24 protein-coding genes are annotated in these 22,420 nt (G+C 62.7%); 19 read left to right on the top strand and 5 right to left on the bottom strand.

The genetic code is table 11. The features are described from left to right. Positions 1-15: 15 nt before the first annotated feature. The 7 genes from NUW13_08450 to NUW13_08420 all read left to right on the top strand — a co-directional run bounded on the left by NUW13_08450 (position 16) and on the right by NUW13_08420 (position 4,746). Positions 16-330 (top strand): YbjQ family protein, encoded by a 315-nt coding sequence (locus tag NUW13_08450; GenBank protein ID MCR4439056.1) that lies wholly within the window; start codon positions 16-18, stop codon positions 328-330. Between the two features lie 163 nt (positions 331-493). Beyond that, entirely contained in the window at positions 494-1,930 is a 1,437-nt protein-coding gene (locus NUW13_08445; protein MCR4439055.1) for an aldehyde dehydrogenase family protein, read from the top strand. Between the two features lie 80 nt (positions 1,931-2,010). Beyond that, positions 2,011-2,334: a thioredoxin family protein gene (locus tag NUW13_08440; GenBank protein MCR4439054.1), complete on the top strand. Its 324-nt coding sequence runs from the start codon at positions 2,011-2,013 to the stop codon at positions 2,332-2,334. Positions 2,335-2,575: 241 nt separating this feature from the next. Further along, positions 2,576-3,649: a mannose-1-phosphate guanylyltransferase gene (locus NUW13_08435; GenBank protein MCR4439053.1), complete on the top strand. Its 1,074-nt coding sequence runs from the start codon at positions 2,576-2,578 to the stop codon at positions 3,647-3,649. 4 nt (positions 3,650-3,653) lie between these two features. Then, positions 3,654-3,950, top strand: a complete 297-nt coding sequence (locus tag NUW13_08430; GenBank protein MCR4439052.1) for a hypothetical protein — start codon at positions 3,654-3,656, stop codon at positions 3,948-3,950. Then, on the top strand, positions 3,947-4,411 hold the full coding sequence (locus NUW13_08425) for a PTS sugar transporter subunit IIA (GenBank protein ID MCR4439051.1): 465 nt from the start codon (positions 3,947-3,949) through the stop codon (positions 4,409-4,411). Before NUW13_08430 ends, NUW13_08425 begins: the two co-directional genes overlap by 4 nt. Further along, positions 4,411-4,746 carry a C4-type zinc ribbon domain-containing protein gene (locus NUW13_08420; protein MCR4439050.1) on the top strand — a complete coding sequence of 112 codons (336 nt, stop codon included), beginning with the start codon at positions 4,411-4,413 and terminating at the stop codon, positions 4,744-4,746. The genes NUW13_08425 and NUW13_08420 overlap by 1 nt, the downstream gene beginning before the upstream one ends. A gap of 9 nt (positions 4,747-4,755) precedes the next feature. Here the strand turns inward: NUW13_08420 and NUW13_08415 are convergent, their stop codons facing one another. After that, entirely contained in the window at positions 4,756-5,883 is a 1,128-nt protein-coding gene (locus NUW13_08415) for an N-acetyltransferase (protein ID MCR4439049.1), read from the bottom strand. 12 nt (positions 5,884-5,895) lie between these two features. Beyond that, complete coding sequence (locus NUW13_08410) at positions 5,896-7,080, bottom strand: aminotransferase class I/II-fold pyridoxal phosphate-dependent enzyme (protein MCR4439048.1); 1,185 nt, start codon at positions 7,078-7,080, stop codon at positions 5,896-5,898. Between the two features lie 397 nt (positions 7,081-7,477). On the opposite strand from NUW13_08410, the gene NUW13_08405 reads away from it, so the two are divergent. Then, complete coding sequence (locus tag NUW13_08405) at positions 7,478-8,452, top strand: NAD-dependent epimerase/dehydratase family protein (protein MCR4439047.1); 975 nt, start codon at positions 7,478-7,480, stop codon at positions 8,450-8,452. A 7-nt stretch (positions 8,453-8,459) separates the two neighbouring features. On the opposite strand, the gene NUW13_08400 is transcribed toward NUW13_08405, so the two are convergent. Then, on the bottom strand, positions 8,460-9,434 hold the full coding sequence (locus NUW13_08400) for a hypothetical protein (GenBank protein ID MCR4439046.1): 975 nt from the start codon (positions 9,432-9,434) through the stop codon (positions 8,460-8,462). Positions 9,435-9,625: 191 nt separating this feature from the next. On the opposite strand from NUW13_08400, the gene NUW13_08395 reads away from it, so the two are divergent. The 11 genes from NUW13_08395 to NUW13_08345 all read left to right on the top strand — a co-directional run bounded on the left by NUW13_08395 (position 9,626) and on the right by NUW13_08345 (position 17,664). Further along, on the top strand, positions 9,626-10,108 hold the full coding sequence (locus NUW13_08395; protein ID MCR4439045.1) for a Mut7-C RNAse domain-containing protein: 483 nt from the start codon (positions 9,626-9,628) through the stop codon (positions 10,106-10,108). After that, positions 10,083-10,322, top strand: coding sequence for a hypothetical protein (locus NUW13_08390; protein MCR4439044.1), 240 nt, complete (start codon positions 10,083-10,085; stop codon positions 10,320-10,322). Before NUW13_08395 ends, NUW13_08390 begins: the two co-directional genes overlap by 26 nt. A gap of 90 nt (positions 10,323-10,412) precedes the next feature. Then, positions 10,413-10,826: an SCP2 sterol-binding domain-containing protein gene (locus tag NUW13_08385; GenBank protein MCR4439043.1), complete on the top strand. Its 414-nt coding sequence runs from the start codon at positions 10,413-10,415 to the stop codon at positions 10,824-10,826. Positions 10,827-10,869: 43 nt separating this feature from the next. After that, positions 10,870-11,256, top strand: coding sequence for a divalent-cation tolerance protein CutA (locus tag NUW13_08380; GenBank protein ID MCR4439042.1), 387 nt, complete (start codon positions 10,870-10,872; stop codon positions 11,254-11,256). A gap of 4 nt (positions 11,257-11,260) precedes the next feature. Beyond that, the gene (locus tag NUW13_08375; protein ID MCR4439041.1) at positions 11,261-12,013 is read left to right on the top strand and encodes an MBL fold metallo-hydrolase; all 753 of its coding nucleotides are present in this window, start codon (positions 11,261-11,263) and stop codon (positions 12,011-12,013) included. A 4-nt stretch (positions 12,014-12,017) separates the two neighbouring features. Beyond that, positions 12,018-12,950 (top strand): energy transducer TonB, encoded by a 933-nt coding sequence (locus NUW13_08370; protein ID MCR4439040.1) that lies wholly within the window; start codon positions 12,018-12,020, stop codon positions 12,948-12,950. 22 nt (positions 12,951-12,972) lie between these two features. Beyond that, positions 12,973-13,620, top strand: a complete 648-nt coding sequence (locus NUW13_08365; protein MCR4439039.1) for a MotA/TolQ/ExbB proton channel family protein — start codon at positions 12,973-12,975, stop codon at positions 13,618-13,620. Further along, the gene (locus tag NUW13_08360; GenBank protein MCR4439038.1) at positions 13,607-14,032 is read left to right on the top strand and encodes a biopolymer transporter ExbD; all 426 of its coding nucleotides are present in this window, start codon (positions 13,607-13,609) and stop codon (positions 14,030-14,032) included. Before NUW13_08365 ends, NUW13_08360 begins: the two co-directional genes overlap by 14 nt. 16 nt (positions 14,033-14,048) lie before the next feature. Further along, positions 14,049-15,167, top strand: coding sequence for a pyridoxal phosphate-dependent aminotransferase (locus tag NUW13_08355; GenBank protein ID MCR4439037.1), 1,119 nt, complete (start codon positions 14,049-14,051; stop codon positions 15,165-15,167). A 338-nt stretch (positions 15,168-15,505) separates the two neighbouring features. Further along, the gene (locus NUW13_08350; GenBank protein MCR4439036.1) at positions 15,506-15,745 is read left to right on the top strand and encodes a hypothetical protein; all 240 of its coding nucleotides are present in this window, start codon (positions 15,506-15,508) and stop codon (positions 15,743-15,745) included. A gap of 146 nt (positions 15,746-15,891) precedes the next feature. Then, positions 15,892-17,664, top strand: coding sequence for a DNA topoisomerase I (locus NUW13_08345; GenBank protein ID MCR4439035.1), 1,773 nt, complete (start codon positions 15,892-15,894; stop codon positions 17,662-17,664). 297 nt (positions 17,665-17,961) lie between these two features. Here the strand turns inward: NUW13_08345 and NUW13_08340 are convergent, their stop codons facing one another. After that, positions 17,962-19,257: a hypothetical protein gene (locus NUW13_08340; protein MCR4439034.1), complete on the bottom strand. Its 1,296-nt coding sequence runs from the start codon at positions 19,255-19,257 to the stop codon at positions 17,962-17,964. Beyond that, the gene (locus NUW13_08335; protein ID MCR4439033.1) at positions 19,230-22,313 is read right to left on the bottom strand and encodes an acyl-CoA dehydratase activase; all 3,084 of its coding nucleotides are present in this window, start codon (positions 22,311-22,313) and stop codon (positions 19,230-19,232) included. Before NUW13_08335 ends, NUW13_08340 begins: the two co-directional genes overlap by 28 nt. Positions 22,314-22,420 lie beyond the last annotated feature (107 nt).

Raw genomic sequence — 22,420 nt, 5'->3', positions numbered from 1 at the left:
GAGGGAGGAAGACATATGTATGTCGCCACAACGGAGAGCATTGCTGGCAAGAAGGTAGTCCGTTACCTGGGATTGGTGCGCGGCAACACCATTCGCGCCCGCCACATCGGCCACGACTTTATGGCGGCGCTGCGCAACGTGGTGGGTGGTGAGGTCGTCGACTACACCAAGTTGTTGTCGGAGGCCCGCGAGCAGGCCGTGGACCGCATGATTGAGCAGGCCAAGGCACTGGGGGCCAACGCGGTGGTAGGTGTTCGGTTCAGCACCTCGTTGGTCATGTCGGCGGCGGCAGAGATTCTCGCGTACGGCACCGCAGTGGTGGTGGAATAGTCGGCGCCACACGCCGCGCAAGGAAAGTGCACCTCGGGAGGCCGCTGCTCAACCGGCGGCCTCTCTCTTTTCAGAGAAAAAAAACAGTTGACAATTACCCTGCGGTGTCGTAAAGTAGCGCGTACCTGCGTCGGCTATGCACCTGGCATGAGGGAGGATGACCATGGCCAAACGCTACCGGATGCTGATCGACGGCGAATGGTGGGAAGGGAAGGACACCTTTGCCGTGACCAACCCGTTTTCTGGCCAGCGGGTAGCGGCGGTGGCGCGCGGTTCACCCGCTGACCTTTCTGCCGCTATTGCTGCGGCGCGACGCGCTTTTGACACCATGCGCCGCATGCCACCCTATGAGCGAGTTGCCCTGCTCCAGGGGATCGTGGCCAACCTGCGCAAGAGAGCCAAGGAGCTTGCCGAAACCATCGTCGCGGAGGCGGGCAAGCCCATACGCTTTGCCCAAGGGGAAGTGGATAGGGCCATCTACACCTTCACCGTGGCTGCCGAGGAAGCAAAGGGCATCGCTGGGGAAGTGATCCCCCTTGATCTTCTGCCAACCGCCAAGGGGCATTTTGGCTACACGCGTCGTTACCCCATCGGCGTAATCGGCGCCATCTCGCCGTTCAACTTCCCGCTGAATCTGGTCTGCCACAAGCTGGCACCATGCTTAGCTTCCGGCAACACCATGGTGCTCAAGCCGTCTTCGTTCACGCCCGTGACTGCCATAAAGTTGGGCGAGATTGTCACCGCCGCTGGCGCGCCGCCCGGGGTGTTCAATGTCGTGCCTTGTCCAGCCCAGGTGGGGGAGATGTTAGCCACCGACCCTGGGGTGGCGATGCTCACCTTCACGGGGAGTGCCGAAGTTGGCTGGCGGCTAAAGAGCTTGGCAGGCAAGAAGAAGGTCACCTTGGAGCTTGGCGGCAACGCCGCCGCCATCGTGCACGAGGAAGCGGATCTGGACTTTGCCGCGGCGCGCCTCGCCCTCGGAGGCTTCGCCTACGCGGGACAAGTGTGCATCGCCGTGCAGCGCATCTTCGTGCAGCGGCGCGTCTTCGACGCCTTCACCGAGCGGCTCTTGGAGGCCACGCGCAAGACCATGGTCGGCGACCCGGCGGACCCTGACACGGTGTGCGGGCCGATGATCACCGAGCAGGCGGCCATCACCGCCCAGCAGTGGATCCGAGAGGCGCTGGCGGCTGGTGCGCAGCTTCTGGCCGGCGGCGAGGGCGACGGGGCGATGCTGGAGCCCACCGTGCTGACCAACACCAGACCCGACATGAAGGTGCGCAGCGAAGAGGTCTTTGCGCCAATTGTCACCGTCGACCCGTATGACACCTTCGACGAAGCGGTGGCCGCAGTGAACGAGTCCCGCTTTGGTCTGCAGGCGGCCATCTTCACCAACGATATCCGGCTCATCCTGCAGGCGCACGACGAGATCGTGGTCGGCGGACTGGTGGTCAACGACTACCCGACGTTCCGCATCGACCACATGCCCTACGGCGGCGTCAAGGACTCCGGCTTTGGCCGCGAGGGGCTGAAGTACGCCATCGAGGAGATGACCGAGCCACGCCTGCTGGTATTGAACCTCCCACAAAAGAGTGGGTGACGGAAAAAAGTGCTTGCTATTTTTGCCTGGGAGTGATATTTTAGCATGCCGCTTTCGTGGGAGAGAGGAGGAGCACGTGCATGGGACAGCCACTGGAGTTGAGCGAGGCGAATTTTGGCGAGCAGGTGACGTCCGCCCCTGGGGTGGTGGTGGTGGACTTTTCTGCGCAATGGTGTGCCCCGTGTCGCACGGTGGCACAGGTCATCGCCGAGGTGGCCAACGAGTATGACGGCAGGGTGAAGGTGGGGAATGTGGACGTCACGAAGAATAACAGGCTGGCCAGCCGCTTTGGCGTGGCGATGATCCCCACCGTGCTCTTCTTCAAGAATGGCAAAGTAGCCGGCCAACTTGCGGGCTCCATTTCCAAGCAGCGGATAGTGGACAGGATCGAACAGCTCCTTTGAGGCCCGCAAGCTTGTGGCGAGCAGTGGTGTCCAGAGTATGCCAATGGCGCGGTACACACGAGTCGTTTGATCCGAGAATGACAGCAGCCGTTGGTAGGCGAGGCGTCCGTCTCACATCGATGAGCTCTAGCGAACCGTGACTGACCACCACGGCGGCCCTGTGTAGGCGCAGGGCGGGCGCCGTGGTTTTTTTGTGCCTGAGCGAAGATGGCTCTCATCTTGCTCCAGGAGGCGTGACTGCATGTTTGCTCTCATCATGGCCGGTGGCGTAGGCACCCGCTTCTGGCCGCGCAGTCGCGTGCGCCGACCCAAACAGGTGTTGAACATCGTCGGGCAGCGCTCGCTGATCCAGGATACCATAGCGCGGCTTTCCGGCCTGGTGCCCTGCGACAAGACCTTCGTCATCTGCCTGGAGGCACAGCGCGAGATCCTGGCGCAGCAACTCCCGGAACTGGCGCCGCAGCAAATCATTGCCGAGCCGCGCGGAAAGGATACCGCCCCGTGCATCGGGTTGGGTGCCCTCTATCTGCGCCGCATAGACCCTGAGGCCGTGATGGTGGCTATGCCTGCCGACCATGTGGTGGTACGCGAGCGGGCGTTCCGCAAGATCCTGAAGGCGGCAGAAATCATCGCCCGCACCCGCGATTGCCTGGTGACCATCGGCATTCAGCCCACCTATCCGGCCACCGGGTACGGGTATATCCAGCACGAGACCACTGAACTGCAGAGGCTGGCCGGGGTGTCGTGCTATGCCGTCAAGACCTTTGCCGAAAAGCCCTCTTTGGAATACGCGCAGCAGTTCCTCGCCAGCGGCGATTTCTTGTGGAACAGCGGCATCTTTGTCTGGAAGGTGAGCCGCATCCTTGCCGAGATCGAGAGCAAGCTGCCGGAGCTTTACGAGGGGCTGTGCGAGATCGATCGCCACATTGGCAACAAGACGGAGCGGAAGGTCATCGAGCGCGTCTACCGGCAGACGCGCAGCATCTCCATCGACTACGGCGTCATGGAAAGGGCTGACAACATCGTGGTGCTCAAGGGCGACTTTGGCTGGAGCGATGTGGGCAGTTGGGAGGAGGTCTACAAGCTGGGGCGGCGTGACAAAGAGGACAACGTCAGCGAAGGGGAATTGGCCAGCTACGAGGCGCGTGGCTGCTACGTGTGGGCGCCTCACAAGCTGGTGGCCCTGCTGGGGGTCAACGACCTTGTCGTAGTTGACACCGAGGATGCGCTGCTCATCTGTCCACGGCAGCGTTCCCAAGAGGTCAAGCAGTTGGTCGACGCCATGCGTCGCCGCAATTTTGACCGGTATCTGTAGAACCGTGAAGGATCAGGACTTGCTGCATTCCCTGGAGGAGGTAGTAGCGCAACTGGGCATCCAGCTGCGCTACGAGAAGGGCGACTTTGACGGCGGTCTGTGCCGGGTTGACGACCAGCGCCTGCTCATCGCCAATGCAGCACTGCCAACCCGCAAGAAGATCCGCATCATCGCCCGCGAGTTGAGCCGCCTTGCGCTCGACCAGGTCTTTATCGTGCCGGCGGTGCGCCGGGTCATCGAGGCGGAGCGTCAGGACGACCAACCCCTGCAGCTGTCCCCATCCGAGGAGGTTAGCGAATGACGCGTGAAGAACTGGCTCGGCTCTTCTCTGGGGAGCGTTTCATAGTGCCGATGCGGGCGAAGAACAAGGAGGAGGTCCTCGAAGAACTGGTGGATACCTTCGTGCGGGAGGGGTTGATCAGGAATCGTGCCATTGTTCTTGAGATGCTGCACAAGCGCGAGAGTTTGGGCAGCACCGGCATCGGCAAGGGGGTGGCCATCCCCCATGGGCGTTCCACCGCCGTGCCCGACGTCAGCATTGCCTTTGGCAGAAGCGCACAGCCCATCGACTTTGACTCCATCGACGGCAAGCCGGCCCAACTGTTCTTCATGGTGCTGGCCCCGCCGCAAGAGTTGAACAGCCGCTACCTGCCGGCCTTGGGCAGACTGGTGGAGCTGGTCAACGAGAGCAAGAATCGCAAACGTCTGCTGGCGGCGGGAAGCTTTGCAGAATTTGTTGCCGTCATCAAGGGAGAAGAGTGATGGTCAAGAAGCAGTTGGAACTCCTGGTCGCCTTGCAGGACCTGGATATGATGATCCGCGAGGTGGAGGACGTCAGGCAACTGGGTTTTGAGACGCCCTCCCTTGACAAGTTGGAAAAAGCCCGCGAGGAGCTCAGGGAGAAAATAGGAAAGCCGCTTTACGCAACCTATGAGCGGCTCAAAGCTCGTTACAAACGCGCTATCGTGCCGGTGAAGGACGATACCTGCCTGGGTTGCTTCATGCGCCTGCCCACTTCGCTGGCGGCTCGCGGGCGGGAGGACGCCGAAGTCATCACCTGCGAGAACTGCGGGCGTATGCTCTACTGGCTCGAATAGGCAGACGACTCACAGCTTGTAGTCGTAGATCCGGTAGGTCTTGTAGATCCTGCCGCCCATCATTTCTGCGGTTCGCCGCATCATGACGTTGTTTTCCAGCACCCAGGAGAACTCTCCCCCTTTGTACCCCTTGGCGACCGCGCGGCGATAGGTCTCCAGGTAGAACAGACCGTCGATGCCGCGTTTCTGGTATTCGCGAATCACGCCCATGGTGATGACCCGCGCCCGGTCGATCTTCTTAGCGTAGTAGAGGAGCTTGAAAAGGCCGAACGGGAACAGCCGCCCGTTGATCTTGTGCAGCGCCTGATTAAAGTCCGGCAGCGTCAGACAAAAGCCCACCGGTTGACCGTGCATCTCGGCAATGAAGGCCAAGTCAGGGTCGACCACGGTCTTCAGGTCCTTGGCCAGGTGGTGGAACTCCTCGGTGGTCATGGGCACAAAGCCCCAGTTGTAGCTCCAGGCCTTGTTGTAAATCTGGTGGATGCGATCCACCTCCGCCCAAAAGTCCTTCATGTCAATGCTGCGGAAGGTTAGCCCTTCCTTCTTCTGCACCTTTTCCGTGACCGTAATCAACTTCTCCGGGAGCGGCTGGCTGGCGTCCATCCAGTAGGCGTACACGTCCATGGCCTTGGTCATCCCGTAGCGGTTCACCAGGTCGACGTAGTAGGGCGGGTTGTAGGTCATCATGATCACCGGCGGCAGGTCATAGGCGTCGAGGAGCAGGCCGATGGTATCGTTGCTGCTGGGGTTCATGGGCCCGCGCATGACCTCCATCCCCTTGCCGCGCAGCCAGGAGGCGGCCGCGCCGAACAGCGCATCGGCCACCTGCTGGTCGTTCACGCACTCAAAAAAGCCAAAAAAGCCGGTCTTTTCGTGGTGGAACTGATTGTGGTTGTCGTTCACGATGGCGGCAATACGCCCCACCGTCTGGCCGTCGCGCTCGGCCAGGTAGTACTCCGCCTGGGAGTGCTGGAAGAATGGGTTCTTCTCACGGTCCAGCATCTTCTTGACGTCGGCAATCAGGGGCGGCACCCAGGAGGGGTTGCCGCGGTAGATCTGCCATGGCAATTTCACGAAACGGTTCAGGTCGCGCCGGGTGCGAACAGGACGGACCACCAGCGATGCCGTTGCAGACATAGTGTCTCCCTTTCAAGTGATGCCCAGAGCCTTGCCGTGCACCTTGAATTTTTCCAGGACAATGTCCAGCTCCTCGTCGGTGTGCGTGGCCATGTAGCTGGTGCGGAGCAAGGACATGCCAGGCGGCACCGCCGGACTGACCACCGGATTGGTGAACACACCGTCTTCAAAGAGGCGTTTCCACAGGAGGAAGGTCTTCATGTCGTCGCCGATGATGATGGGGATGATGGGCGTTTCGCTATTGCCGGTGTTGAAGCCCAGTTCCTGGAATCCCTTCTTCATCTTGCGCACATTGGCCCACAGTTTTTCGCGCCGCTCCGGTTCCTTGATGATGATGTCCAGGCAGGCCAGCACCGTGGCCACCGCCGCGGGGGGAGGGCTTGCCGAGAAGATGAACGAGCGCGCAATGTGTTTGATGTAGTGGATCACCTCCTCGTCTGCGGCGATGAAGCCGCCGATGGAGGCGAAGGACTTGCTGAAGGTGGACATGACGATGTCCACCTTGTCCTCTAGGCCGAAGTGCTCGCCGGTGCCCCTGCCGTTGGCGCCCAGCACGCCGGTGGAGTGGGCGTCATCCACCATGACGCGCGCTCCATAGGCGCGGGCCAGCTCCACCAGCCGGGGCAGATTCACAATGTCGCCGCCCATGCTAAACACGCCGTCGACCACGATGAGCTTGCCGCCGGCATGGTCCTTAGAGCGCTCCAACAGGCGCTGCAGGTGGTTCATGTCGTTGTGGCGAAACTTGATGAGCTTGGCGAAAGAAAGGCGACAGGCGTCCACAATGGAGGCATGGTTATCGCGGTCGCCAAAGATGAGGTCATCCTTGCCGGCGATGGCCGAAATGGTGCCGAGATTTGTCTGCATACCGGTGGAGAACACCAGGGCAGCTTCGCGCTTCATGAACGCCGCCAGACGCTCCTCCAACTCCACGTGGATGTCGAGCGTGCCGTTGAGGTAGCGCGAGCCGGTGCAGCCAGAACCGTACTTTCTCACCGCCTGGATAGCCGCCTCTTTGACGCGCGGGTCCTGGGTCAGGCCCATGTAGTTGTTGGAGCCAATCATGATGACTTTCTTGCCCCTGATGACCACCTCGTTGGCTGCCCCTGACTCGATGGGCTGGAAGTAGGGATAGTAGCCGGCGGCCACGGCCTCCCTGGCGCGGGTGAAGCTCTTACACTTGTCGAACAGGTCCACGTTCAACCTCCTTGCAGTTGAGGACAAAGACGCTCATGAGCGCCCCCAAGATGCTCGGCACATTTCTCTGGTCTAATATACGGAACAATTAGACAAATGTCAAGAAAAAAGCCATTGGCGGCAACCGAGCACGCGGGCCAGCCTTGCCAGCGCTATGATGGCGGCTTCAGAACGGTGCGCGTGCTGCTCCTCGCAGCTCATCCAACAGCGGGGAGCTTGGCGTGCAAACCCCCGCTCCTTCCGGGATACGGCTTCCGGGCCTGTGCTGCCCCGGGAATGCGGAGACGAACAGTGGGGCGAGCTGGGGGGCGAATGCCCACAAAAAAGCAGATTGCATTTCTCCTGTGTTTTCCGTACAATTTCTTGCAACTGCATGCGTGACAAAAGGAGTGGACAGGTGAAGACACTGGTAACAGGCGCAAACGGCTTTATCGGCAGCCACTTGGTAGAGGGGCTGGTGCAGCAGGGCCACCAGGTGCGCTGCCTTGTGCGGGCGAGCAGCAATCTTCGTTGGTTGCACGGTCTGGACATCGAGCTGGTGCAGGGCAGCCTGGCGGACGCTTTTTCGCTTGAACCAGCTCTGGGAGGGATGCAGGTGGTTTTCCATCTGGCCGGGGCGACGAAGGCAGCCTCCCGCGAGGGATTCTTTGCGGCAAACACGCAGGGCACTGCAACCCTTCTCGATGCGTGCCGGGCAGCTGGCTGCCTCCGGGTGGTTTTTGTCTCCAGTCAGGCGGCGGCCGGCCCCAGCGACGGCACCCGCGCCAAGAGCGAGCTGGACCAGCCCACACCGCTCACCGCCTATGGCGAAAGCAAATTGCAGGCAGAGCTCTTGGTGAGGGAGTACGCGGCAGAGGGGGAGGCGGTGATCGTCCGGCCGCCCGTGGTCTACGGGCCGCGCGACCGCGACGTGCTGGTGCTCTTTCGCTATGTGGCACACCGGGTCTGTCCGCTGCTGGGACGAGGTCCCCGCCTGTTGAGCATCGTGCATGTAGATGACCTGGTCAGCGGCCTGCTGCTGGCCGCCACCAGCGCAAAGGCGCCGGGCAACACCTACTTCGTGTGCAACGACCAGCCGGTGGACTGGGAGGGTTTTGCGGACATCATCGCGGCGACCATGGGGCATAAGTGCCTCAAGCTGCATGTGCCCGAGGCGCTACTGGGGCCGGTGGCTGCCATCTCGGAAGCTGTTGCACGGCTGATGGGCAGGCCTGCGCTCATTAGCCGGGAGAAAGCGCGGGAGATGCGCGAGCGATACTGGGTCTGCGATAACTCACGGACCAAAGCCGACCTGGGCTTCGTGCCGAAAGTGAGCATAGAGGAGGGCGTCAAGCAGACCCTGGCCTGGTACAAGGCACAGGGCTGGCTGTGAGCGAGCGTTATTCTTGGACGACCAGGAGGCGCAATTTCTCCGCGAGCCGACGGGCGTGCTCTGAGGAGTCGCTCGCCTCTTCGCGCAAGAGAGCACCCTGCAGGTAGTGCAGGAGCTCCTCGCGGCCGACCGCCGGCCAATATCGATACACTCGATTGCGCAGATTGAGCTGATTCCGCTCCACCTCCATGCTCCCGAAAGGTGTGGTGACGGTGAGCACATCCTGGGGAGACACAAGACGGCGGCGCAGCAGGCCGCGTTCGGTCATCTCATCGAGGAGTTGGTTCAGGCTCTCCGCGCTGGGTGCAATGGCCGGATCGAGCTGGCGGTACAGCTCCGGAGCCATGAGGCTCTTTGCGCTCCACAGTTCTTTGAGGACGTGCAGCTCCTGAAATGTTGGCTCCCTGCTGATGCGCGTCGGGGCTTGGCTTGACGGCGCGCGGCCGACGCCCACCTTGCGCAACAGAGCTCCCAAGTCGGTCAGGCCACCATGGCCAGTGGCGCGCCGGTACAGTTCCTCGCCGGCCCGGTCGCGTGGCGGGAGGAGGCGTGTGTCGCCCACTGGCGGCCCATAGCGGGCAAGCCGCTCCGCCAGGGCCTCGGCGGCCGTAGGGGCAAACAAAGAGTCTGGCAGGGGTCGGTGAAAGAGGGCCCAGCGGCGTGCTGCCTGGAGGCGCAGACTGTCAGTGGCGGCGCGCAATACCTCCGCCGGTCTGGGGCCTACTGCGGAAGCTTGGCGCAGGGTGTCCCGGGCTGCAGGCAAGGCCTCCCGGGCCGTGACTGGGGATGCGGGCAGGCGCAGGGTCACTTGCACCGGGCGTCGCACCGCAGGTGGCTTTCCCTCCTGCAAGGGCGTCGGCAGAAGCGTCACCTCGGGCAGTTCGCCGGGCTTCTCTGAGGGCAGGCGCACGGCCAGCAGAATCAGGGCCGCGAGCAGATGAAGAGCAAGGGCAACAAGCAGAGGGCGTAGCAAGGGCCTCATCGCATTCGTTCCGCGCGGAATTCACACTGCCCTTTGAACGCCCCAAGTTGGCGATGGTTCCGCCCCAGCTCACAGGGGCGGCGCCCGGCCAGCTGCAAGACACAGAGCAGCTGGCCTTTGCCAACAAACAGCTTGACTTTTTGCCGGATGTATGCTATTTTTACGGATGGGTGCTCCCAGCGAGCCAGGAGATGAAATTCGCCGTTGATGTCATGTTGGGGAAGCTGGCCAAGTGGCTGCGCATCATCGGCTACGATACCGAGTACGGCACGGCCTGGACGGACGCCGAGCTGCGGGCAAAGGCCACCCGCGAGCGACGCATGGTGCTCACCCGCGACCGCGCCTTGGCCGAGTCGCTCGGGCCCAACGCCGGGCTGTTTATTGAGAGCCAGAATCCCCGCGAACAATTTCGGCAAGTGGTGGAGACCCTCGGTCTGGACACGGAGCAGAGGCTGTTTACCATCTGCACGTTGTGCAACAGAGAGGTCGAGCCAGTGGACCCCCGCGAGGTGGAGCACGAGCTTGCAGAGTACGTGCGCCAGCAGCAGCGCTCATTCTGGCGCTGTCCGGCGTGCGGCCGGCTCTACTGGGAGGGGTCACATATCGTGAACGCGAAAGGGTGGATCGCCGCTTCCTTGGAGAAGAAGAGTGCCAAGCGAACAGGAGATTCGTGAGGAGAATAGGCGGCTCCGTTGGGTGCGAACAGTCGTCGATCTGGCGATGGCCGTGCTCCAACAGGAGCCCATGTCGCTGACTGAAGCCTTAGCTTTGACAAGGGCCGTCAAGCAGAGCGTGCTGCGCCTCTTCCCGGACAAGGAAGCGACCTACGACCTGATTTACAAGCCGCGCTTCGAGCGCGTCATCAGGGAACGATTGGGGCGGAACTGAGCTGCGCGCGCCGGCGGGGTTCTTCGTGCACGAGAGCTGGCCGGAGGTGCAGGAGCGGCGCGTCGCCGGCAAGTCGAGGAGACATAGGCCATGGGGAAGACCTTTTCTTCTGCTGAAGAGCTCTGTGACATCCTGGGCACTGTTTTCCGTCGCTCTTTGCAGGAGACTGAGCTGGGCAGGAAGCTGGTCGGCCTGAACAAGTCGCTGCGCTTTTTCTTCCGCGACCCAGAGGCACAAATCACCGTGCAGGTAGACGGGGCACACTGGGAGGTGGTGTGTGGACCTTGCGATGCGCCGGCCGATATCAAGTTCTGGATGACGGGCGATGCGGCCCATCGACTCTGGTCAGAGAAGGTGAAGCCCCTGGCCGCCATCATGGCCCGCCAGATCAGGGCAGCCGGCCCTGTGCGTGCCTTGGGGGAGATTGAGGCCGTTTTTTCCCTGTCCAGCGACATTTACAAGCAGGTCCTGCGCGAAAAGGGGAGGCAAGACCTGCTCCGTTGAGCGGGTGCGCCACGTTCTTGATGAAAGAGGCCGGAGCAGGCAGTTGGTAGAAAAGGAGCGCAAAGGGAACCCTCAGCATGAGGGCGATGAAGCGGCCAGCGAGTACCTGGTCGTTTTTGTCACTGCCGCCACGGTCGAAGAGGCGGAGCGCATCGCGCAGGCGTTGGTCGGCGAACGCCTGGCCGCCTGCGTGTCGGTGGTCCCCAATGTCGGCTCGTGCTACCGCTGGCAGGGGGAGCTGTGCACAGACCAGGAGGCCCTGCTCATCATCAAGACGCGGGCAGCCCTGTTTGATGCAGTTGCCGCCAAGGTGCGGCAGCTCCACAGCTATCAGGTGCCAGAGATCCTTGCCCTGCCAGTGAGCCGCGGGGCGGAAAGCTACCTCCGTTGGCTCGCCGAAGAAACCAGGAGGAACGAGGATCGCGGCTGAGGGCATGCAAGTCACCATTCTTGGCTCGGGCACGTGCATCCCGCAGTGGCGGCGCTCGGCGCCCGCCGTCGTGGTCAGGGTGCAGGAGGAGCTCATGCTGGTAGATTGCGGTGCCGGCACCCTGCGGCGCCTGAGCGAGGCCGGCATCGACTACCGTGGGCCGCATCTGCTGTTCCTGACTCATTTCCACCTCGACCACATCGCCGACTTGGCGGCATGGCTCTTTGCTCTGCACAACACCCGTGAATTGCCTCCAGGCTGGGGGCTTGAGGTTCTCGGCCCCAAGGGGACCACGGCTTTGGTCAATCGTTTGCGCGCTGCGCACCAGCCATGGCTGCAGGAGCTCTCCTTTCAGCTCGCCGTGCACGAACTTGGCAACGAAACACGCCACTTCGCCGGCTGGCAATTGAGCACCATGGCCGTGCGCCACGGCAGTGTGGCACTGGGCCTGCGGGTGCAGGTGCAGGGACGGGCAGTGGCTATCTCCGGCGACACGGACTACTGCCCGGCAGTGGTGGAGCTCTGTCGCGACGCGGATTTGGCCATCCTCGAGTGCTCCACGCCCGATGAGCAGAAGGTCGATGGCCATCTGACCCCAACTCTAGCCGGACGCATCGCCCAGGAGGCAGGCTGCAAGAAGTTGGTACTCACGCACCTTTACCCGCCGTGCGACCAGACCGACATCCTGAGCCCATGTCGGAAGCAGTTTGCGGGCGAGATCGTGGTGGCCGAAGATATGATGACGTTTGTGGTCTGAAGCGATGTCCCCGTTGAGCCAGAGAGTGGGCCTGCGCCAGGATTCGTTTGTCCTGGCGGTGGTGGCTTCGCTGATCGCCCACCTTCTCTTTCTTTCCTTGTGGGGCGAGGCACGGCAGCTCCACCTGCCGGCAATCATCCAGCCGCGCCAGGCCGCCGCCGAGGCAAAGGAGCCGGAGAAGCGTCTGGAGTTCGAGCTGGTAGAAACGCCCAGCGATGCGCAGAATGAACTGCCCAGTGCGAAGACCCATCTGCTCTCCGACAAGCGCACACGTGCGCGTGACCTGTACACTGCCGACGACAAGCCGGTGGCAGAGGCGTATTCCGAGGGGCAGTCGCCCTATCGCACCTTCAGCGGCGGTTTCTTGGCGGGGACGGGACCTGAGTTGCGCCCGCAACCGCAGTCTGCAAACGAGTCCTCGCGACCTGCAGCGGCAGAGAGGACTTCAGAGCCAGGTGTTGCTGTGGCCGAAGAGGCATCGGAACGAGTGCGACGAGAGCGTTTTAGCCCGGAAGCCCTTGCCGGGCACCCTGGTGGAAGCAACCCGGCCGGGTTGTTCGGCAGCGACGACGCTACCTACCGCCAGGTCACCTTTAGCGCAGAAGAACTTGGCGGAGTGACGTTGAACACGTACGCCTGGGAGTTCGCCCCGTATGTGCTGGAGATGAAGCGCAAGATTCGGCAAAACATCTATCCGCCTCCCGCCTTCACCCGGCTGGGCATTATCAGCGGCGAGACCGTGTTGCGCTTCCGGGTGTTGCCTGACGGGCAGATGACCAACCTGGAGGTGCTCGGCTACACCGGACACCCTTCATTGAAGGAGACCAGCGTGCTGGCGGTAAGGAATGCCGCGCCCTTCAAACCCCTGCCCGAGGGCTTTCCTGAAGAATACCTGGAATTGACATGGACCTTCATCTACTCGGTGACCCGCCAGTGAGGGCGTGGGGAGGTGAAAGCCGGTGACGGGCGTGTTCCACACCCTGGCCAAGGGTGGGCTCACCATGATCCCCTTGGCGCTGTGCTCGGTGCTGGCCTTGGCCGTGGTCATCCAGAAGAGCTTGGTTCTCAGGCGCAAGCGCGTCCTCGTCCCCGAGATTGTAGGATGGATTGAGAACCTGCGCGGGCCGGAAGAGAGGGCATATGGCTTGGAGCTGTGTCACACTGTCAAAGGGCCCTTCGCCACGCTGGTGGCCGCAGTGCTAGAGAACCGGCACCTGGAGCGGGCGGAGGCGAAAGAGCTGATCGCCGACGTCGGCAGGCAGCAGGCGCGCGTGTTGGAGCGCGGGCTGGTCATCCTGGAGACGGTGGCCGGCGTCGCGCCACTGCTGGGACTGTTCGGCACCGTGATCGGGATGATCAAGGTCTTCGACATCATCTCGCGCATCGGTGTAGGCCAGGCGAGCGCCCTTTCTGGAGGCATCTCCGAGGCGCTCATCACCACTGCGGCTGGGCTGTCCATCGGCATACCATCGCTGGTCTTTTACAACTACTTCGCCTCCAAGGCGGAAGATCTCGTCTTGGACATGGAGAAATACTCAAGCACCCTCCTTCAGAAGGTGACTGTGCCGGGAAGCCACGAGTCCAGGGGGGACAATGCGCTTTCGTGAACGTCCCCGGCGCAGAGTGCTCATCAACATCACCTCCCTCATTGACGTGCTCTTCTTGCTGCTCATCTTTTTCATGGTGTCCTCGACCTTCCTCGAGCAACCGGGAATGAAGTTAGACCTCCCGGCGGCCAAATCTTTCGAGGTGGAGGAGCACAAGGAGCTCGTGGTGCACATTTCCCCGCAGGGCGAGATCTTCTTAGGCGAACAGCAGGTGGCGCTGGACACGCTCAAGGCCCGCCTGGAGCTCCAGGTGGCCGTGGACCGAGAGCGACCGCTGGTACTGCGTGCCGACAAAGACGCGGCTCACGGGCGGGTCGTGGAGGTGATGGATGTGGCCAAGCAGACCGGGGTGCGCAAGATCGTGATTGCCACAAGGGTGCCCGAGCTGAACAGGGAGCGGGAGCGGAGATAGACACGGGAGAGTCGGCGTGAGCAGAGGCGTGCAGCTTGCCAAGCGGGTGGGAAGGGTGCGTCCTTCTGGGATTCGCAAGATTTTCGAAATTGCCTGCCACCAAAAGGAGCTTCTCAATCTCTCCATCGGCGAGCCAGACTTTGACGTGCCGCCGGCAGTGAAGGCCGAGGCAATCAAGTGGATGGAGAGGGGCTACAACAAGTACACACCCACCCGCGGCATCCCTGAGCTGCGCGAGGCTGTATGTGGCTATCTGCGTGCCCGAGGTGTCGAGGTGGAGGAGGTGCTCATCACCACCGGGGCCACCGCCGGCCTGTTGCTGGCCATGATGGCTCTGGTGGATGAGGGTGACGAGGTGCTGATTCCAGATCCCTACTTTGTCGCCTACTGCAACGTGGTGCGCCTGCTGGGGGGCGTTCCCCGGCTCATCGACACCTACCCGGACTTTCGGCTGCGCGAGGAGGCGATTATCGCGCAGCTGTCTGAACGGACGAAGATCCTCCTCCTCAATACGCCGAACAACCCCACCGGCGCAGTCTATTCTCGCCAGGAACTCCAGATGGTCGCCCGTCTTGCCCAGGAGCACGGCCTTGTGGTGATATCGGATGAAGTCTATGATCGCTTTGTCTACGATGGTCGGCAGTTCACCAGCATGGGCGAGGTGTTGCCCCAGGCGCTTGTGGTCAATAGCTTTTCCAAGACGGGGGGGATGACCGGTTGGCGCGTTGGCTACGCCACGGGGCCGGCCCCGGTCATCGAGGCCATGTCCATGCTGCAGCAGTACTCTTACGTGTGCGTTAACTCGCCCGCGCAAAAGGCCGCGCTTGTCGCCTTAGAGGTGGACCTGTCCGAGCACCTGAGGCGCTGCCAGCGCAAGCGGGACCTCGTCTATGCCGAGCTGGGCAAGCACTACTCCGTGCCGCGGCCAGAAGGCGCGTTCTACATCTTTCCCGAGGCGCCAGGGGGCGACGGCGACGCCTTTGTGCGCCGCGCCATCGAACGAGGTGTCCTGGTCGTGCCCGGCAGCGAGTTTTCCGCGCGCCGCAGCCACTTTCGCATCTCCTTTGCCGTGGACGAAGAGGTGCTGCACCGGGCGCTGGCAATCTTCGCCGAAATGGCGCAAGAGGAGCGCTGACCCTCAGAGGGGGTCTCGCACGGGGGACGCTGCGTGATTAGAGCAGCTGATTCTCCCAGGGAGGAGACAAGCCATGAGCATGCGCATGCCGCTCGCATCTTTGGCCTTGGCTGCAATTGTGGCCCTCGCCGCTCCTCATGCTCTCCTCGGTAAGCAAGAGAAAAGCATTCGCTGCTGGCTCGCAGTGGGCGTGGGCCGCAGTAGTCTCGGGTTCAGCGCCGGAAGCGCAGCGCTCAGTTTGCAGGTGAACCACCTCCTTTCTTCTGACCGTCTCACGGCGAATAGCTCGGCAGTCCTCGGCGGCAAGGAATACGAGGACTATGCGCTTGTGGCCGGCTATGGCTACCGGTCTCGCGTGGGTGCGCGGCTCCGAGTTTCAAGGAGATTGGTTGGGCCTCAGCGGGGTGCCTGGGCGATGGGTCTCAAGGGGTCCGACGCTTGGTTTTCCCCTGGAAATCCAGGTCTTCTACCCCTTCAGCCGCTTCGTGGGCGTTGGTGCCTACGCGTTCTATGACCTCAACGCGCCGCAACCCTTCAGCGGCGCTACGGTGACGATCGTCATGGGTAAGCTGCGCTGACTCGTCGCGCTCACAGCGCTTTCCCGCTGCCAATCCGACCAAGGCGCACAAACAGTTTGAAATTTCGCGAAAATCGCGATATATTTACCTCCGATTTTTGTGCCACATGGGACAGATGCTGCTATGTGCTTTGCAGAGGAGGAGAGTTGCAGGAGTTGATGCACAATGGGGTTGTGGTGTCTGAACCACCGCACTATGGGGGACTGAAGCTGAAGGTGCGGGGGCAGGAGGTGGAGCTTTCCCCAAAGCAAGCAGAGATGGCCATTGCCTGGGCGCGCAAGCAGGGCACTCCTTATGTCGAAGACCCGGTATTCGTGCGAAATTTTCTCAGAGACTTCAGCGCCGCGCTTGGCTTCGAGCCTCCATTGCGACCGGACGAGCTGGACTTTACCCCTGCGGTGGAGATCGTCGAGGCGGAGAGGCAAGCAAAGCTGGCCATGTCCAAGGAGGAACGCAAGGCGCAGGCAGCCGAGCGGAAAGCACGACGTGAGCAGCTCAAGGAACGCTTCGGCTATGCCATTGTGGACGGCGAGCGTGTAGAACTCGGCACCTACCTTGTGGAGCCCAGCTGTATTTTTATGGGGAGGGGCAAGCATCCGCTGCGCGGCCGGTGGAAGGAAGGGCCCCAGCAAAGTGACATTACGCTGAACCTGAGCCCGAATGCGCCCCGTCCTGAGGGGAACTGGCAAGGGATCGTCTGGGATCCGGACTCGCTCTGGGTGGCGAGGTGGAAGGACAAGCTTTCCGGGAAGATGAAGTACATCTGGCTCCACGACACGGCGCCGGTCAAGCAGGCCAGGGAGGCGAGCAAGTTCGACAAGGCGCACGAGCTTGGCGCAGTGCTGGAGCACGTGCGGAGCCGCATCGCACAAGACCTCACTAGCCCGGAGCCGCGCACCCGCGAGGTGGCCACTGCCTGCTACCTCATCGACGCGCTGTGCATGCGCGTGGGCGACGAAAAGGACCCGGACGAGGCTGACACCGTGGGCGCGACGACCCTGCGTCCCGAACACGTGAAGCTGCACCCCGACGGCGTGGCGGAGTTTCGCTTCTTAGGCAAGGACTCGGTGCTCTGGCACAAGAAGCTGTCGCTGCCTCCGGCCGTGGTGGCCAATTTGCAGGAGTTGGTGCGCAATGCCCGGCCCTCCAATAACCGCAACCGCAAGAAGCACCCCACCCGAGACAAGCCGCGGCTATTCCCGGGCATTAGTAGCCGACATGTGAACGAGTACCTCTCCGGCATCCTGCCTGGGCTCACTGCAAAGGTGTTCCGTACCCATCACGCCACGTGCGCCGTGCGCGAGAGCTTGGAGAATTCCGGGGTCGTTCCAGAGGACCCAGAGTACAAGAAATGGCAGGCTGCCGCCCAGGCAAATCTGGAAGCGGCAATCCTCTGCAATCACACGAAGAAAGCCCCTGCCAACTGGAGCGAACGTCGAGAAAAGTTCAGAGAGCGCGAGAGGCGCGCCGAGGAACGCGTGAAGAAGTACCGCGCCCAGGTCCAGGCCCTGCAGGCAGCCTTGACCGCCTTGAAAAGGGAGGCCGCGCAGAAGGTGAAGGCGGCGCGGCCTGAAAAGCGCAAGCAAGTTAGGGAGCGGGTCGCAAAATCGGTGGCGCGTGCGGAAGCCCGGCTGGCAGCGGCACGGCAGCGCCTGCAGAAGGCCGAGCACGCCCTGGGTGCCCTGCAGGCGCGCATGGCGATCGCTGCCAAGAACCGCACCTGGAACTTGGGCACCAGCCTAAAGTCCTACATCGAACCCCGCGTCTACTACCATTGGGGCAAGCGCGTTGGCTACGAGGTGCTGGGCAAATACTACCCCAAGACCTTAGCGCGCAAGTTCGCCTGGGTGCGCAACGAGGATGCGGCGCCGGTAGAGGTCACTGAGGACCCCGCGGCAGACGAAGCAGGGCAAAGGTAGGGGCACCGCAGTTTCGCTTGGCTGAAACTACCCACCTTTGCAGACGGTCACTGGCGGCGGCTTCCTCCGCTGTTGCTTGTGGCACAACTCCTTCCGGTTGGCTCTTCTTCCTCATGTCTGTCCCTCTGTGGTCGAGACAAGGGGGATGGTGGTGGGTGACGCAGGCACCAGAGGTGAGACCCAGGTGAAACCGCAGGTTCTCACAGAGGGTCACTGATAGGCCTGACGCCTGAGCCTCTTGGGTCTTTGGTCGCTGGGGAGCAGGGGCAGCCATGGAGCCCGCGCCTGGGTGCACTGCTACTTTGCAAAGGGATGCCAGGGACTCCTGGTCGGCCCTGAGGCTGCGGTACGACGCGCCAGGAAGTTCCGCGCCGCCTCCATGAAGATGTCTAGGTCGCGGTCGAGATTGTCCTGGATGCCGTCGAAGTACAAGGTACGGATGGGGAAGCCCCCCAGGTCGCGGCTCACTCGAGGGTAGACCGCTTCAGAGACGATGCCGTTCATGCAGCTGAACGGGCTGACGTCGATGACCGCCGCTGCGCCCTTCTCGTAGTACCAGATTGCCTTGCCCACGTTGAGCACCATCTCGCCCAGGGCGGCCTCCGCAGGCAAGTACGGTCTGCTGCGCGCCAAAATGGCCTTTGTGTGCGGCGGCTCCTCGTAGCCGCGCAGGTCATCGGCGAAGGGCCGCAGCAAAGCGTGCTCATCGGCGCGCATCACTGCCTGGCGCAGGCGGTTCCCCAGCATGGCGAAGGAGAACCGTCTGCCTTCGCGGAGCAGGCGCACGCGTTCCTCCTTGTTCGTGTACCAGGCCCACTCGGCGACGTCAGAGACCCAGACCTCGCCGCCGAATTCCTCGATGCGCCTAATCACTTGATTGTTGCTAAAGTCGTTGAGCCGACAGAATATCTCGCCCACCACCCCGATGAGCGGCTTGGGGCTATCGCGATGCACCGGCACGGCCCGGAGCATATCGCGCGCCTCCTCCAGTGCGCCCTGCACGCGGCGTCGGTGGGCAGCCATGGAAAGCGCCGGAGCGGCAAGCGCCGCGCACACGCAGTCCAGGGCGCGGCTGAACGTCGCATCGGTGCTGCCGGGATGAACCTCGTAGGGTCTGGTCTTGAGAAGGAGCTTGCGCAGGACATCGGAGGCGACCACCGCCCACCAGGCAGTGCGCACCAATTGCCGCGCCCCGCGGCCGATGCTGCCGTAGCCGTCGGCGCTCGTCGGCGAAAAGAGGTACACTTCCCCCAAGCCGAGCTCGTTGAGCACCTTGGCGATGAGGTGTCGGTACTGGCCGAAGCGACAGGGGCCGTTGGAGGTCGGCATCATGAGCGCGGTTTTCTCCGGGGCAAACCCGGGTTGTTCCGCGATCTTCAGGATGTCGCCCAGGGTGACCAGCTCCGGCAGGCACTCGTCGCCGGTGGTGAAGCGGCGGGCCAGCTCGTAGGTGTGCGCGTCCCCTTCCGGCGTAGGCTCGGCGGCAAAACCTGCGGACTGGAACGCGGCCGCCATGGCGCGCGCCCCCTCGTAGGACATGCGCGGGATGTACAAGGTGCGCCCGACTATTGACTTGCCGTCACGGCTTGCCATGCCCCTCGCCTCGACTCTGGTTTTCCGTGGGCCCGCCAGCGCCGCAGCATACCAACACTATCCAAGAAGGCCTCGCAGCGGGTGAGCATGCCGGCGTCATTGCTGTGCCCGTCGAACTGCAGGAACAGTGCCGGCTTGTTCGCTGCCTTTGCTACAAAGTGCTTGATGTAGGAATCCGGGCCGCACTTGAAATTTGTCACATAGATGACGTGGAGATGGGCATAGCCTGCGGCGAAACGGGCAGCCCGCAGTATCTTTTGCCCATAGTTCCAAAACATGTTCGGGTGGATGTCGGCGATCGTAATCCCGTCCAGGTGCAAAGCATCCATGGGGATCACATCGACGCCGTAGAGGGTGCGCAGCTTGTTCGCCACCGCCAAGTTGAGGGCGGGATCGTGCAGGTTGTAGGGCCGCCCCAAGAGAAGGATCGCACTTCCCCCCTTGTCCAAATGCCGCCTGATCAGGGGCATGGCCGCTTGCAGATAGCGGCGTTGGAAAGCCGCCTGCGCGCGATAGGCAGCCTCCACCGCCTTGTCGCTGCGCTGCTTGGAGCAGCCGAGGCGGCGCGCGGTGGCATGCAAGGCGCGCTTGACCGCCTCCGGCCCATCCTTGAATCTGATCACCGGCCGCAGCATGCGCCCTTCCAGCTCCTCGAACGCCGGGGCATTGGTCACTACCAGGGGCAGGGTCTGACCCCACGGGCAGAGGTAGCACTCGGGCGAGTCGGACGTTGCCTGGACATTGATGACCGTGGGCAGCAGAACCAGGTCGGCCCCTGCGTCGAACAAGGCGGCCACGTGGCCATGTGCCACCAGAATTGGGAAGCAGGGCTCGGCCACGGCAAGCTCTTCGCCCCGCTCAGCCACTGGGCGCGTTGTCGGCGCCGACAGAGTCACATGGGCGCCGAGCATTTGCAAGTAGGTGCGCCAGAAGGGCAGCTGGTCGTAGAAGTACATGGCGAGCGGCACGCCGACGTTTGGGCCGCCGCCGTCGGGTTCGGCTGCCCCTTCAAAGAGCAGCTGCTGGCGCAGCGCGAAAAAGTCGGGCAACTCCGGCTCCCGCTCCGCCCTGCGGGGCTTGCGGTAGCGCTCCGTACACTTGTCGCCCCAATAGCTCTTTTCGCCTGCGACATCATACTCTTGCATCTGGCAGTAGTTGGTGCAACCTTTGCAGGTGAACTGCCGCACGCGCAGCGCGCTTGGGCGAAAGTCGAGACCGCGGAAGCGGCTGGCGATGCCGGTGGCAAGCACCTTATCCCGAGCCAAAAGTGCCGCGCCGATGGCGCCGATCACGCCGTTGAAGGGCGGTACGATGATTGGCTTGCCTACCGCCCGCGCAAGGGCCGCGGCAACCGCGTCGTTGTAGGCCGTCCCGCCTTGGAAGAATATCACCTCGCCGATGAGGCGATGGCGCACCACGCGGTTCAGGTAGTTGTGCGCCACAGCATAGGCAAGGCCAGCGGCAATGTCGGCCTTGGCCACCGCATGGCGGAGGTATGCGGCCACATCCTTTTCCATGAACACGGTGCACCGTTCCCCGAGGCGAAGCGGATGGTGAGCCGCAAAGGCCAACTCGGCAAACTGCCCAACGATGTTGATCCCCAGGCGCTCGCCCTGCTCCTCGAGGAAAGAACCAGTGCCGGCAGCGCAGGCCTCGTTCATGGCAAAGTCCACAACCACGCCGTCGCGGATGGAGATGAACTTGGAGTCCTGGCCGCCGATCTCGAAGATGGTGTCAGGAGCGGGCAGGCCGTGCCGGGTGGCGACAAAGTGAGCGCCCACCGTGTGCGCAGTGATCTCGTCCACGATGGTGTCCGCAGCGAGGAGCTCGCCGATGAGTTCGCGGCCCGAGCCGGTAGTACCGAGCCCGCGGATGCGGACGCGCTGGCCGAGCCGCTTGCTAACCTCGGTCAGACACTCCGCCACCACTTCGATGGGGCGGGCATTGGTCTTGGTGTAAATGTCCATCAAGAGGGCGCTCTGCTCATCGATGAGGGCCAGATTGGTGCTCACCGAGCCGATGTCCAGACCAAGGTAGGCGGCAATCGTTCCGGACTCTTTGGCTGGAGGCATGCCCGCTGCTAAATGACGCATCGTCTGGACGCCCTCTCGCGACAGAGGAGGGTAGGCGCCCTCAGGCGCAGAGGAGCGAGCGGAAGGAAAGCGACGCCCTGGACTCTTGTCGGCGCGCCGCGCGGCGATGGCACAGCCGATGGCGGCATAGTGCGCCGCAAACGGGGGGACGAAAAAGGCTCCATGGTCAATCCCCAGCGCCTGGCGGAGTGCCTCCGCCACCCCTGCGTTGAGGGCTACCCCGCCGACAAAGGCAACCCTCGGCCGCAAAGGCCGCCCGTGGATGATGGTGCCCTTGTAGTTGCGTGCCACTGCCTGACACAGGCCCTTGAGCACTTCCGGTGGCTGGAAGCCGCGCTGTTGGGCGTGGATCATGTCGGACTTGGCAAAGACCGAACAGCGGCCGGCGATGGCGGCAGCGCGCCGGGCCGTAGCCACCAGTTCGCCAATCTGCTCCACGCGGTAAAGGAGGCGCCGCGCCTGTTGGTCGATGAACGAGCCCGTGCCAGCGGCGCACTCACCGTTCTGGGCATAATCGACAATCGAGACCGCGCTTCCCTGAGACTGGCGCTCCACTGCCAGGTAGCGGGAAGAGTCGCCGCCCATTTCCAAAATGGTGCGGACGTCGGGGAAAAGCGCGGTGACCCCCTCGGCAATGGCGCGAAAGTCGTTGAGCACGCTGGCCTGCCAATCCGCCGCCAACAGATGTGCCCCACAACCGGTCAGCGCTACTCCCTTCAATGATCCTGCTGGCAGGAACGATTCTACCTCTTGCCGAACTGTCGTGGCGACCTGGGCGAGCTCCCCAAGAGTCGGGCGGGCAGGAGAGAGGAATAGAAGGAGGCTGCCCTCGCGAAGGCGGCTGAACCCGTGCCGCTCCATCTCCGCCGTCAAGGCGGCGTCTGTCCCTTCCACGAGCGCAGCGAGTTTGACGCTGGCCGTGCCGATGTCAATGCCCAAGTAGACTGTGGGAGACTCTGCCATTACTTTCGCCAAGCAAGACGAACCAAGCTGTACAGCGCAAGCGGGAAGCGAAGGGCCCGACGCCGCAGGCATGATCCGCGGCTGGGCCCTCGAGAAATCGCTGGGGC

The sequence above is a fragment of the candidate division KSB1 bacterium genome (assembly GCA_024655945.1).
Classification (GTDB): Bacteria; Zhuqueibacterota; Zhuqueibacteria; order JANLFK01; family Oleimicrobiaceae; genus Oleimicrobium.
This window is presented reverse-complemented; position numbering and strand designations above follow the sequence as displayed.